The organism is Caballeronia sp. LZ008, from assembly GCF_031451435.1.
Taxonomy (GTDB): Bacteria; Pseudomonadota; Gammaproteobacteria; order Burkholderiales; family Burkholderiaceae; genus Caballeronia; species Caballeronia zhejiangensis.
Window position 1 is genome coordinate 1,125,837 of the sequence record NZ_JARUXK010000003.1, and the last position, 12,439, is coordinate 1,138,275.

Annotated in this window: 11 protein-coding genes and 1 pseudogene; 3 read left to right on the plus strand and 9 right to left on the minus strand. The window is 58.3% G+C overall.

Annotated features, from left to right (window positions below):
* Nucleotides 1-441 precede the first annotated feature (441 nt).
* Nucleotides 442-1,809: a hypothetical protein gene (locus QCE49_RS24105; RefSeq protein ID WP_250458132.1), complete on the plus strand. Its 1,368-nt coding sequence runs from the start codon at nt 442-444 to the stop codon at nt 1,807-1,809.
* 42 nt (nt 1,810-1,851) lie between these two features.
* Nucleotides 1,852-4,650 (plus strand): hypothetical protein, encoded by a 2,799-nt coding sequence (locus QCE49_RS24110; RefSeq protein ID WP_250458134.1) that lies wholly within the window; start codon nt 1,852-1,854, stop codon nt 4,648-4,650.
* Nucleotides 4,651-5,416: 766 nt separating this feature from the next.
* Here the strand turns inward: QCE49_RS24110 and QCE49_RS24115 are convergent.
* The 5 genes and pseudogenes from QCE49_RS24115 to QCE49_RS34600 form a co-directional block, all read right to left on the minus strand.
* Nucleotides 5,417-5,947, minus strand: a complete 531-nt coding sequence (locus QCE49_RS24115; protein ID WP_250458136.1) for a hypothetical protein — start codon at nt 5,945-5,947, stop codon at nt 5,417-5,419.
* Nucleotides 5,948-5,979: 32 nt separating this feature from the next.
* Nucleotides 5,980-6,540 carry a hypothetical protein gene (locus tag QCE49_RS24120; RefSeq protein ID WP_250458137.1) on the minus strand — a complete coding sequence of 187 codons (561 nt, stop codon included), beginning with the start codon at nt 6,538-6,540 and terminating at the stop codon, nt 5,980-5,982.
* A 29-nt stretch (nt 6,541-6,569) separates the two neighbouring features.
* Nucleotides 6,570-7,145, minus strand: a complete 576-nt coding sequence (locus QCE49_RS24125) for a hypothetical protein (protein WP_250458138.1) — start codon at nt 7,143-7,145, stop codon at nt 6,570-6,572.
* 131 nt (nt 7,146-7,276) lie between these two features.
* A pseudogene (locus QCE49_RS24130) lies at nt 7,277-7,954 on the minus strand (lipoyl synthase); the annotation flags it as partial.
* Nucleotides 7,955-7,998: 44 nt separating this feature from the next.
* Nucleotides 7,999-8,331, minus strand: coding sequence for a lipoyl protein ligase domain-containing protein (locus QCE49_RS34600; protein WP_409017480.1), 333 nt, complete (start codon nt 8,329-8,331; stop codon nt 7,999-8,001).
* Here QCE49_RS34600 and QCE49_RS24135 point away from each other — a divergent pair.
* A complete protein-coding gene (locus tag QCE49_RS24135) occupies nt 8,239-8,844 on the plus strand; it encodes an MBL fold metallo-hydrolase (protein ID WP_250458139.1) in 606 nt (201 codons plus the stop codon). The genes QCE49_RS34600 and QCE49_RS24135 overlap by 93 nt on opposite strands.
* Here QCE49_RS24135 and QCE49_RS24140 read toward each other — a convergent pair.
* The 4 genes from QCE49_RS24140 to QCE49_RS24155 all read right to left on the minus strand — a co-directional run bounded on the left by QCE49_RS24140 (nt 8,841) and on the right by QCE49_RS24155 (nt 12,146).
* On the minus strand, nt 8,841-9,212 hold the full coding sequence (locus QCE49_RS24140) for a hypothetical protein (protein ID WP_250458140.1): 372 nt from the start codon (nt 9,210-9,212) through the stop codon (nt 8,841-8,843). The genes QCE49_RS24135 and QCE49_RS24140 overlap by 4 nt on opposite strands.
* An 86-nt stretch (nt 9,213-9,298) precedes the next feature.
* Entirely contained in the window at nt 9,299-9,853 is a 555-nt protein-coding gene (locus tag QCE49_RS24145; RefSeq protein ID WP_250458141.1) for a hypothetical protein, read from the minus strand.
* A gap of 111 nt (nt 9,854-9,964) precedes the next feature.
* Nucleotides 9,965-10,585, minus strand: coding sequence for a TIGR02391 family protein (locus QCE49_RS24150; RefSeq protein WP_250458142.1), 621 nt, complete (start codon nt 10,583-10,585; stop codon nt 9,965-9,967).
* Nucleotides 10,586-11,138: 553 nt separating this feature from the next.
* Nucleotides 11,139-12,146 (minus strand): hypothetical protein, encoded by a 1,008-nt coding sequence (locus QCE49_RS24155; RefSeq protein ID WP_250458143.1) that lies wholly within the window; start codon nt 12,144-12,146, stop codon nt 11,139-11,141.
* Between the last annotated feature and the right edge of the window lie 293 nt (nt 12,147-12,439).

Genomic DNA, 12,439 nt, shown 5'->3' on the forward strand with positions numbered 1-12,439 from the left:
GCAAGATGGCCGTAATTTTGCTAAGCGCTCACGACGTTGGTGCAGGCATGGCGCAGTCTCGACGCACGTAAGCCGACGTATCCAGCCATTTCTGGCACCGTGCATCTTGCTGTCGGAAGGCCTTCCAGCCAAACGGCTGCCGCACCCGCCCGCGCCGACGCGTTGAAATCATCGCTCTTACTTGAATGCGGCCGCGACTTCGTCTACAACTTCGTTGCGCAAGCCTTACGGATATATACTCCGCGCGGGCAGGACGCCGACGCCAAAAAGCGCTCCGCTGGCGGCCGAAAGAAGCAATTCGTGAAGGACGATCGCGGTATTTTGTGACGATTAGCGACTCAGCGTGGCTTTCGGCACGCTCGAAATCGGGGCAGCCGACGTAGTTCTAACGGGCGACGCGAAGCTAGACGGTGCGGTAAAAGCCTGGAACCGACGAACTTCATGGCACTGGACCTGACCGTGCGTCCATGGCGGAAGATGATCAAGACCGGCACGTCCTCAATGCGGACGCCGATGGTAAAACCGATTGCGTGGCAAGCAGCGAATTGGCGGAGCCAGGATGTCGGTTTGAATGTCTGCAACGGATTTTTGTTTTGGCCGCAAGAATTGCGCTTCCGTTTCGCGACACATCAACCGGACATGGCTATGGCGGATGACATTCACGTGATCGACTGGGTCTGCGGCACTGGCGCGCGAGCGGTGCCGCGGGGTTCGTCGGTTCCTGAGATTGCCCAGTTATATGCACTGGGGCTGTATCGGGCCTGGTTCCGGAGCGTCTATCCTGCGGGAGAGGTGTTCACCGAATGGGATCTCGTCGGCAAGGTTAGCGTGGGTATGGGCCGGACCGCCATCGACATGGCTTTGAAAATCATCAAGTCCGACTTCCGAAACTATTATTCGAAGAGTCAGCGCAACCGCATGCGAATTCGCGAAGGCACACCTGCCTCCGGGTTGATTGAAGGACGCAGCGTTCGTGCCGACGGCCTCGGCATCGCACTGGACCCAATTCATCGCGCAATCGTCGCCGAGCTGATCGAAGTGACCACCGTCGACGAAGCAGAGGCGACGATCATCGAAGACATTCAGCCGAAGCTGGCGCTCCTGCGCGGCCCGATTAAGAAGCTGCTTGAGCGCGAATTGGCCGAGGCGAGGACAGGAGTCAGCTCAATGCTCCCGGAATTCTTCAATGCGAGCGGGTCGCCGTGGGTAATTCCGTTGCCGTTGGCGATCGTGCCGATTTTTAATGACGTCACGCGCGAAGTGACTGTGCCGCAACGCTTCCGCTGGATCTGCTTCGGCCCGACCTATCGCTATCGTCCGATCCTCGGCGGGTTCGCAGCCCCCGAACCCGAAACCGCGCCAGCGCGCGGTCTGATTCTTTACAGCTATCACGAAGCGAGCCAACCACAAGGCGTTCCGCAGGAGGTGCTGAGGCGGTTTCGCGATTGGGCAAAGCAGCAGCAGCGTCGCTATCAGCGGCTCGAACTCTTACCGACGCCCGAAATGTCACGCTACTGGCAAGACAACAACGATGATCTGAAACAGTTACTCGGCTACGTGGCGCTGGCAACGACGGCCGTCGCAGTCGTAGTCCTCGCTATCTACCTGGCACCGCTCGTCGCCGGTGCGGCGACTGCCGCGCTTACGCAACTCGGGGCGGGCGCTGCACTTGACTTCATAGCGGTGAACGCCGCCGCACTTGTCGCGATGATCTCGGCAAACGTGCCACAAATCATGAACTTCGCGCGCTCGGCGGTGCAATCCGCCACGAGCTTTGGCCCTCGCTTCGGCTACGCGTTCGCCCAATGAGTCGCGCCTCACTTCGACGAGAAGACAACGATATACACCGCAATGAACGACTTGTTTAGATTCCTGATGATGCGCGCGGCGAAACCCGCCGCCGACACCGAAACCGACAAGCTCGCGTTCTCTAATGAGGCGAAGCGGCTCAGCCACGGTGAAGTCCATCTGTCTCTCGCTCGAATCGGCGCTGCAGTACGAAACAGTGAACGCTTCGTTGCCTCCGTTCAGGCGCTCCGACTTGGCGAACGCGTGCTAGCGGTGATGGGGAAGCTGGGCCCGCCGCCGGTGTCCGGCGCTAAGGTGCGCGAAACCGTGGAAGCCGTTCTTGGCAAGTCAGCCTCCGAAACTGTCGTGAGCGACGAGTTCAAGGACGACTTGGCGCGTCTCGGTGACTCTCTACTCGCGATGAAGATCACGTCCTCCGGTCATGGCGCGGACGCCGCAGAACTCATCGCTGCGCGTCGCGCGTATACGCTCATCGAGCGCAGTGCGAACACCGATGATGCGCTCCACTGGCTGCCTATGCTTTACGATGCCGTAGCGCCGCCAAGTCAGGCCGCGTCGCCGATGACGGAAGCGTCTGTCGAAGCCGACGAGGACACCGGCGCATTGGAGAAGCTCGATATTCAACTGAGGCAAATCGACGACGCGCTGTCACACCTAGCCGAAATGCGGCCGGCTGATCTGTTGCCAATCGTGCCGCCGCCGAATCAAGGACCGCCAAAACACGACGAGATCAGCGTTCTCCCGGAAAGCGGCGGCGCCTCCGCTGCGCATAGCCTCGGTGGGTTCCGGCTGAACACAAACGCGATTGGACGCATGCCGGTCGGCGTTTCGCAAGCGCTTGCCACTTTCGATATCGACGTGCGTCGGGATGGCCTCCCGGCCATGACCGTCCGGCTCGAGCAAAAGAAAGCGGCGATGTTAAGGACGAAGCGCGGTCTTATGAAAACCACCGCGAAAAAAGTGCATGCGCTGGGCAAGCATTTTCTCGCAGACGGCCTTGCGATTGGCGGCGCGCCGCGCGGGCGGATGCCCACTGGATCGGGACAGGTTTCTCCGGTCGGCATCGGCGAACTTCTCGTCGTCAGGCAGCACACCAAGGCGTATGTGCCCGGTGACGTGGCACACATCGAAAACGTGCTGAAGACCGAGAAGATGTCGCGCGAGACGCGTCGCCTAGAGCGCAGTGAGACGACTTTCGTCACCGAGACCGAGACGACAAAAGAAGAAGAACGCGACACCCAGAGCACGGAGCGCTTCTCGCTCAAGCGGGAAACGTCCGACACGATCAAGAGCGACTTCGAGATGAAAGCGGGGCTTGCTGTTGATGCGCGCTATGGACCCATGGTAGAAGTGAAGGCCACGATGGACATCGCCTCAGGCACCTCAGAGGAGAGTTCTACAAAGCAGTCCTCAGAGTTCGGCAAGGACATTGTGAACCGCTCGGTCAGCAAGTTGACGGAGAAAGTGCGGGAGCAGCGCAGCATCACGACGATCTCCGAATTCGAAGAGAAGGTCGGACACGGCTTCGACAACACGGCAGGCAACGGGCACATCAGCGGCGTGTACCAATGGGTAGACAAGCTGATGGAAGCACAGGTCTACGACTACGGAAAACGTCTCATGTTTGACGTCGTTGTTCCGGAGCCGGCGTCGTTCTACATCTATCTAACGGACCGCGAAAAAGCCGAAGGCGCAAAGATCGAGAAACCCAAGGAGTTCACTCTCTCGGCTGATGACATCGACGAAACAACGTATCTTGACTCCGCCCGCGAATACGGCGCGACGGGAATGGAACCTCCGCCCGCTCTTTACAAGATGTTGGCCAAGGCGTGGGATGGCGCGCCGGGCCCAAGCGCGGACTACATGAGCAAATCCGAGACGATTCTCATCGACGATGGCTACAAGGCCCTCACGGCCTACGTTGGTCGGCAGCGCACTACTCCCGCGGCGGAGGTCGCTTACTTTCGGATGGTGCTTGGAAGTTCGACGCTGGACATCGAGTCCATCGCCTATCATGAGGTCGATATGCAGGAACGCACGGGATCGGTTGCGGTTTCTTTTGAAGGTAAGAAGGTTTTCGCGTATGCCGTAAACCTCGAGATTTTGTGCCAGCGCACCGATCGCGCTATGCAGGTCTGGCAGCAGAAGATGCACGCAGCCATCACGCAGGCATACATCGCGAGAATGGCGGACTACGAACGCGCGCTCGCGGCCGCTAAAGCCACAGAGGGCGTAACGATCAGCGGCCGAAATCCGAGCTTTAACGCTGATTTCATTGCATCGGAACTTAAGAAGACGTGCATTTCGATCCTGACTGCGCAGTTTTACGACGCCTTCGGGGCCGTGAATCTAAGTGTTCCGGAGAAATATCCGCAAGTCAATATTGCAGCGGCTGACGTGCAAGGTTCATACCTACGCTTTTTCGAGCAGGCGTTTGAATGGGAACGCATGATGTATTTCTTTTACCCCTATTTCTGGGGGTTAAAGAAACACTGGGCCGATCGTGCACTGCTGGATGATGTCGATCCTCTCTTCGGGCAGTATCTCCGCGCGGGTGCGGCGCGGGTTGTTTTTCCGGTGCGTCCCGGGTTCGAGGAGGCCGTGATTCACTACGCGGAAACGGGCGAGCTATGGTCGGGTGGCGACCCGGTCGATATTCACAGCAGTTTGTATCTTCCAATTGTTCAAGAGGTAAAGCAGTCCCAAGGTGCGCCAGGCAACGAAGTCCCGGTTGGCGAGCCGTGGAGCTTCACGCTGCCCACTACACTCGTGAAACTGCGCCCGGACGACAAGTTGCCAAAATGGAAGAAAGTGGGAATGCTGTGGCAGGAGGAAGACTGATAGAGATGGGAGTCCCCTCAAGAACGTGAAGCACCCGCCGCGAGGCCGTTAGAGTGCATAGAAGGAGCTACTAGGCCACCGTCAAAAACTTGGCCCGCTGCCGCGGGCATTGTTCACGCCGCACGGTGTCTGGGCTTTTGCGTCTATATGCTGGCTACTTGAGGACGTTCCGCATCGACATGCAGAACACCGACTTTCTATCCCGGACCTTCCGAATCGCGCCCAGATGGTCGGCGCTGCACCAGCGCGATTGTGGGGGGTTATCGTTGGAATAGTCTAATCGCGCCGTTCGTCGGCATCATGTAGCTCGTCTGAGATGTACGTGCCCGTACTACCCCGCAGCCCGTCGGTCAGGTTCCAGAGTACTGCAGGCGTTAGGATGACAGATTTGCTAGTCCACCGAACGGCTGGTTATGGCCGAAGGCGCCAATCGTTCAGAGTTGGGCTGAGCCAACGATGCGGTTCGCGACGTCAGCTCTCTCCGGAATTGCTCCAACGCGGGCAGACGGGCATGAACTGGCCAAACTTCGGAAGCGGCTCGCACCATTCGGGGCAGCCAACCTCTGCCGCCCGCCCGTCTGCTGACGGGGGGAGCGAACCTTGTCGAACTTCCAATTCGGAACAAGCATGTTCGACGCTCAAATCGCTGCGACTCTGCCGAGAATTCGACCCGTTTCAGCCGCTTAATCGGCCGAGTGACTCCGATGAGTCGCCATACGGAATGGGCATTAGGCGCTCATGCGGTTAGGCAACGATCATCGTTATATCAGTAGCCGACTCTCAGCGGTTCCGGATGGTCGTCACTGATAACACGGGTTGCTCCCACGGCCCAACCCTCCACGCCGAAGCCTGGTCGTTGCTCGCATCCCGTGGTGGTGTCGAGAAACGAATTTGCCGTGAAGACTCGCTGCGCACCATCGGCGGCAAAGTACAGCGTAACAACGTTGCCCCGCCTCAGGGCAAAGGTGGCGTGGGGCCCATTCGTTAAGTCAAGAATCGGATCTCCACTGCAATCGGAGGACGCGAAGGAGACACCGACGGCCGCTACCCACCGAAAGTCGGTCGCTGAGAAACGACGACTCGCATCTTGCACACGCTCGATGGGCACGACCGTGGTCGCGTTTCCCACGGTGAAGGCTACACCGTTCAGCGCCCCGAAGATCGTGAGATCGCCGACAACATGCCCATTCGCATCGAACACGCGCACGGGATGGTGCCGCAGGTGACGCACAGACTCATCGGCCACCGCCGTCATTACAACGCTCAACAGCAGTGCTCCAATCAAGGATGGCTTCATGTTGCCCTCCGTCGAGACGCCTCAAAGGCTAATTAATGCGAGACGCGCAGCGGCTCAGGAAAGTGCTGAGTAAGCGGGTAGGTGCTTTTGATGGGCCAACTGTTGCCGCCCGCATCGAACGGTACGCTTGTGCAGGTCGCCACGCCTGTGAGCGCGTTTACTGTCTTGTAGGACCAAACTTGCACGCCGCCGGACGGCTCCGTAGCTGCGATGTAGACGGTCACATCGGCACCTTCTCTGACCGGCATCGCCGGTGCGGGACTGCCAGCGTCGGCGACGGCCATGCTTCCGCTGCAGTCGTGCGACATGTACGGAACGAAGCCAGCACCAACCCACTCGTATTCTGAGGTTGTGTATTGAAGGACACCCACGCGCTTGTGATCGATTGCCACAAAAACAGCCCTGCCCCCTATGTTCAGGAAAACGCCGTTGACCCCGGAGTAAACCTCAAGAGGGCCAACCGCCTTGCCCTGCGCGTCATAGACCACCGGCAGGCGCAGCTCGTCATTGGCATGATGGCGCCTCTGCTCTCGTTCGTCGGCAAATGTTGTGCTCGCAAAAAGGGCAAGCAGGACAAGAAGAATTCGATACATGACGCGCCTCCTCTACCGATCTCGAACAATCAATAGCTTATGGTGAGCGGCTCGGGATAATGCGCCGTTAAGGGATAGCTGGTCTCGGCGGCGAATCCGGGCACGGGCGCCGGGGGCGGCTGATAGTGTCCGCCGCCTGAGGGAGGGTGGCAGTTCGTACCTTCGAGGACTGCTACGATTTGAAAGCCTACCGAGTCAGTATCGCCCGCAATCAGCAGTGTGACCTCAGCGCCTTTTCTAACGGCGACGGAGGGTCGCGGACCGGTGTCGACAGGAATGACCGGCGAGCCGCTGCACGCAGGAGTGGGATAGCGAAGCAGGAAAGAGTCCGACCACTGGAATTTAGCCGAGTCGTATGAGTGGAAATTGCTGTTCAGGCGGGTGATCCTAGCGAAGACCAGCGCGCCGTCGATGGACAGGAAGACACCGTCGTAGCCGCCGTAAGAAGCCAGGCGTCCAATAAGCTTCCCTTGCGCATCGAACACCTTGAGAACGCGGTGATCTTCGTGTCGCATCCGGTCCCCGTCTTTGTCGGCACCAGCACTTGAATGAAGCGAAGCGGTGCTTAAAAGAAGGGACACCACAAGTATGAGTAAGCGACGCATGCGCCTCTCCTTTGAGTGGCGGCACCGCGAATGTCGCGCGGCTCCGCCTTCAGTCAAGGAGGATAGATTCGGGATGCGCCCAATTCAAGGAACATCGGTCGGCGTCAAGGAGAGAAGAAGCGAGATCCATCGATTTCCGGATGCAGCGCCTTGAAGTCCTTCAGCAACTTCAGCGAATGGTGATAATCCGAACCCGGACGCGCTTCCTTGTAGAGACGCGGCACCGTTTCGAGGTTGTGGTTCATCACATCGGGCGGCGCGGCGGTCAGAATGCCGATCGCGCGATCCAGACGCCCGCGGAAGTCCGGCGTCAGAATTTCGATGCGCGTTTCCGGCGAATGCTCGCGAACCTGCCTGATGCACTCGACGAAGTGCGCGGCGCCGCCATCGCGCAGATCGTCGCGATCGACGGACGTGATCACCACGTATTTCAGCTTCAGCGCGCCGATGGTGCGCGCGAGATTCAGCGGCTCGTCGGCGTCGAGCGGATCGGGGCGGCCGTGTCCGACATCGCAGAACGGGCAGCGGCGCGTGCACTTGTCGCCCATGATCATGAACGTCGCGGTGCCCTTGCCAAAACATTCGCCGATGTTCGGACAGTTTGCCTCCTCACATACTGTGTGGAGGTTGTGCTCGCGCAGGATCTGTTTGATCTCATAGAACCAGGCGTTGCCGGTCGGCGTTCGTGAACGGATCCACGTTGGCCTCGGAATCTTTTCACTGTGAACGATCTTAATCGGGATTCGCGAGGTTTTAGCTTCCGCTCGTTGCTTGATCGAAAGGTTCTGTGCCGTTTGGATTTTGTTCATGCGAGGGCTTTCCTTTTGAATGCGCCTGCTGCACTGCAGTTGCCCTACGAACGGTGGCATACGCCGCCAAGCCGACGGATTAGTTCAGAAGCTAACTGCTGAGCCACCTCCTGCGACTGCGCTGAGGCGCCGACCGTTGACATATCCACCGATTTGAGTTTCGCGTCTCCACACGCATTGATCGCGGCATAAGAGGCCAGATCCATCTTCACGTTGAGGCACACGCCGTGATACGTGCATCCCCTTGATACCTTCAAACCCAGAGCCGCAATCTTGGAACCGGCATGCTTCCCGCTGGCCGGCGAACTTCCGATGTAGATCCCGGGTTTTCCCAGTTTTCGCTCCCCTTCAATGGAAAAGCTTGCAAGCGTGTCGATATCGGTATCGAAATCGAATTTCTGCCCGTGGGCGGCGGGGGGCGCAGCGGTGATGCAATTTGCCTGCGTTGGGGCGCGCCGGGCGACTATAAGGTGATGGTCTACGACGGGGGCACCCAAGAGTCGGGGCAATTGCTGGTCGACCACATCAAGTCTCATTACGGCACGACGCACGTCGACTATGTGGTGAACTCCCACCCCGACAACGACCATGCTAGCGGCCTCTCGGTGGTCCTTGAGCAAATGTCGGTCGGGGAACTGTGGATGCATCAGCCGTGGAACTACTCCGAGCAGATCCGCCACTATTTCCACGATGGCCGCATCACGAGCGACAGCTTGGCCAAACGGCTCCAACAAAAAATGCGCGCGGCTTATAGCCTCGAGAAGCTTGCAGAAGAAAAAGGGATTCCCGTCTACGAACCATTTGCCGGTGCGTTAATTGGCATCTTTCGCGTGCTGTCGTCGGACACAGATCGCTATGTGCATGAACTGGTACCTACCAGGGCACTCTAGTCGTTCGCTGCAGGCATAGCTGCCCCGGTCGAGTCGCCGGTTTCGTCGATCGGCCCGTCAGTGTCCTTCTGCAGCGATTCTGAAATGTAGTTCAGCAGGGATATCGCGCGGAATCCATTCTTCCTGTTGCCGTAGTCGAGCGATTCCCTGTGCAGAACCATGTGCCGGTTCAGCCCAGCAAACCCCTCCGGGCGGGCTTTCTGCGATTGCACTACGGACATGTCAGATTCGAATGGAGCAAGGAACGCCCTTGCGATTTCTGAACCTGCAAATTCAACAACGTGCGCGATTACCTTTTCGCGATCTCGTCCCATGAAGAAATGCGCTTTCGCTACGTCTAAACAGATCCCATCCACCTGAGCGAGCATGACGGGTATTGAGAGTATGTACTGGCCGTTCCGGTGCGCGTTGAATGCAGCTTGAAAGAGCTCGCTACGATGTGGATACTTCTCCGTCAGTTCCGCGCAGATCCGTCGGCACGCTGCTCGAAGTGCGCAATCATCTTCCGCTCCGCTTCAGGGGCGCGGCCGGCATCGACTGCATTCTTGTACCGCAGCGGTGCCCCCATTCCAATCTGGCGATCCAGGTACCAGCCGAACTGGCTCATCAAAACGAGCGCCTCACGAACCCTAGAAGGATAGGCTTCGAGGCTTTTTGCAACTGTTCCGATATCCTCGGCTATCTTCCGCCAGACGCCTTCGGTCCTCGCGATACTGTTTCCGATGAGATGCGCCGTTTTTTCGAGCTCCGTCGCAATGGGCGTCGCTGCTTCGGCGGCCTGCTGGATCCTCTGCACGATGGTATGGACGACGCCGCGCGGCCTTAAAACTGATTGCAACCCCTGCAACCAGGCCGACTCGGGCAGTCGCGCGCCAAGCGCAGCAACGGTAGCACCGACAGATGGCGTCCACACAGGCGAAATTGAGGAACGAGTCTCGCCCGGCGATGCCGTGCCGACGTCCGCGATTGTCTCCGTCCCTCCTGCGAATCCGGTGTGGTCCTTTTCCATCTACACCTCTCTTGTCTCTCGTCGTCGCTCTATCCGCGGGCGGGCATAACAGTTGCGTCGAGTCGGCGGTGAATTAACGACGCCAGCGTCAACAGATCCTCAGCGTCGCTCCTACTCATATTCCACGACACTTTCGGGGCGTTGGGCCGTCGTATTCCGGAACATCCCAAACATGCCCTTCACGAGATGGGCAAAGCGCCGTTGCTCGCTGACTTGACTCTCGTCGGCAAGCGAGTTGATTGCCAGCATTGGCGGATTGCCACCGAGAGCACGATCGACCAGGGCTGCGCCATCATCGATTAATCCCGTCCGTTCCCGAAGTTTTGCCGCTACGCTCTTTGTTGCCTCAAGAACAGAATGGAAGTAGTTATCAGCAACAAGTTCAGACCGACAAAATTCGAGTACATCGGGGTGCACCTCGCGAGCCACAAGATCTGCGCGAAGTTCGGTTGCCCTGCGGATTGCATCCGGGAGCGTGGACACACGGCTGCTTTCTACAAGATCACCATTCTCCAGTACTTGCAGCCCAACGAAAGCAAGAATGCGATTCAGATGCGCCCGCATCGGCTCGGACCGCGCCGGCTCGTGTGCGTAACGATCCGGTTTCGTTGCAAACCGGATTAAGGCCGGGATGTTGCGACGATGACCGAGGTGGTTCTGACTACCGGTGAAAGCGTTGAAAAGCCGAATCCATTTTGTGATGCCTGGATCGGTATCCGTGATACGGGCCACCGCGAGCAGATGTTCGATCTCCCTGCCCGTCAGTCCCTCTGTGGTATGCCCCAGAGCGCGGGCGATCGCCTCAAGCTGGCTTGACGAAAACGTAGATTGTCGGTCATGTCCGTTTTCCTAGGTGTGAGCCGTCCCGACATACGACAAGTGCTAGATGGTAGGACAGCCAGTGCTCCTGACCGACGTCCTGTCCATCGGCAACAACATTCCCTTTGTGAGTGGTTGATGGGCACGTGGCGTGCACTCCCTGTTTCGTTTCAATCACGTGACCTCATATCGCCTGACTTGGGAAAGAACAGCGCAAATACGCAGGTCAGGACCATTCCGTCAATACACGTCATGGCCGTTTGCCATCCATTCTAGCTGCTCGCTGTACTGATCTATCCATGAACGGAACCCTCGTAACATGATTCGCGCAGCATCGCAGAAGCCGTTGCATTTTCGGAGTTAGATTCTAAAAAAACCCGGGTCGCTTTCGCGTTCCCGGGTTCCCTTCCTGTCGACCAGAGGCTTCAACACGCCCGGCTCCGTTTTCGAGTCAGGCGCGTCGATCTTAACCTCCGAAGCCCGCTCCATGGAGAGCCAGATTTACAGCCTGCAGCAGTTCCGCCTTGACCTGCGCAAGGCTTGTCGGATTTTCATCCTCGTGGACGCCGTTGCTGTAAATATCGGCACACCACTCGCCATCCTGAAACACACCAACACCCAGATCGAACATGAAGCCTTTGTCCATGACCACGTGGCGCTTCGGCAGCTTCGGCAACGCAAACACCAAGCGCGAGCCCCCGAGGAAAGCCTGGATGACGGGACCGATAGCGATGCGTACGCGCCATGCTCCGTATTGATAGCGGTCAGGCCGGAAAATCGAACAGCGCACGCGCGATGTCAGCGCCGGAAGAATCGCTCGCGCCAGCGCGGCTTTCACGGACCGCAAGCAGCGCGAATCGTCTCCCTGATGCTGCGGCGAGTAGACATACAGCGCGCCCTTCCAGTGACCATCGACTACCTTCGTATTGAGCAGACCCCGACCCGACTGCATGCGCGTTACCGCATACTCACCGTCGACGCGGAACGACCAGTCGCAATCGAGGCGATACAACTCCGTGCCGTCGGGCCTGAGAAATTCCGGAATCAGAAACTCTGGCGATGATTCAAGCACCTCCGGCGGAACGCCCGAAATGTCGACTGTCACGTCGTACGCGATATCCGAATAGCGGACAGGATTCTGTCGCGCGGGCGAGCGCCGGACGATCTTGATCTCGATACGCGCGCCTTCCAGAATCGCGCTCACCGACTCAGCCGTGCGGTCGTCAGAAAGTTCAGTCATGCGAGCAGCAAACGCTGCATGATCAAGCAGTTCGACGTCCGGCGCCTTCAGATGCTTCCGCGGATGGTTTCCGTCGAGGGCGGCGATAAGCGCAGCGTAGGTGTTGACACCGAAGCCACGGGCGAAAGACTCGTTGACCTGCGAATCGGAAACGCGAAAGAAATCGCGGGTTGCGGCAAGGAGGTCACGCTTAAGGGACTGGAAATAGGCGCGATCGAACGCTGAGGGTTGCATAGGCACCTCGAAATGTAAGTGAGTGAAAAACGACGACTTTTGTTTCTGTTTGCCGGTTTTTACGACAGAAACCTCACCAACGAGGGCTGACGCAAAGTTTGCTGCGGGGTTACTGCGCTCTTCAAGTTTGGCAATACTTCAGTCGAGCAGACCGTGGCGGTTGGCCAGTCGCTAATCTAAAGGAAAAAGTGGGATGTGACAAGCACTGGCATAAGCGCGGCGGCCTGTTGCCGCGGCAGACTGGGCGCTGCCTCCGGTCACTCGAGGAATGCGGACATCCCCATGCGCTATAT

Excerpts from the sequence above, each read along its gene's own strand:
- QCE49_RS24105 (WP_250458132.1), top strand. The coding sequence starts at position 442 with ATGGCACTGGACCTGACCGTGCGTCCATGGCGGAAGATGATCAAGACC.
- QCE49_RS24110 (WP_250458134.1), top strand. The coding sequence starts at position 1,852 with ATGAACGACTTGTTTAGATTCCTGATGATGCGCGCGGCGAAACCCGCC.
- QCE49_RS24115 (WP_250458136.1), bottom strand. The coding sequence starts at position 5,947 with ATGAAGCCATCCTTGATTGGAGCACTGCTGTTGAGCGTTGTAATGACG.
- QCE49_RS24120 (WP_250458137.1), bottom strand. The coding sequence starts at position 6,540 with ATGTATCGAATTCTTCTTGTCCTGCTTGCCCTTTTTGCGAGCACAACA.
- QCE49_RS24125 (WP_250458138.1), bottom strand. The coding sequence starts at position 7,145 with ATGCGTCGCTTACTCATACTTGTGGTGTCCCTTCTTTTAAGCACCGCT.
- QCE49_RS24135 (WP_250458139.1), top strand. The coding sequence starts at position 8,239 with ATGCTTCCCGCTGGCCGGCGAACTTCCGATGTAGATCCCGGGTTTTCC.
- QCE49_RS24140 (WP_250458140.1), bottom strand. The coding sequence starts at position 9,212 with ATGCTCGCTCAGGTGGATGGGATCTGTTTAGACGTAGCGAAAGCGCAT.
- QCE49_RS24145 (WP_250458141.1), bottom strand. The coding sequence starts at position 9,853 with ATGGAAAAGGACCACACCGGATTCGCAGGAGGGACGGAGACAATCGCG.
- QCE49_RS24155 (WP_250458143.1), bottom strand. The coding sequence starts at position 12,146 with ATGCAACCCTCAGCGTTCGATCGCGCCTATTTCCAGTCCCTTAAGCGT.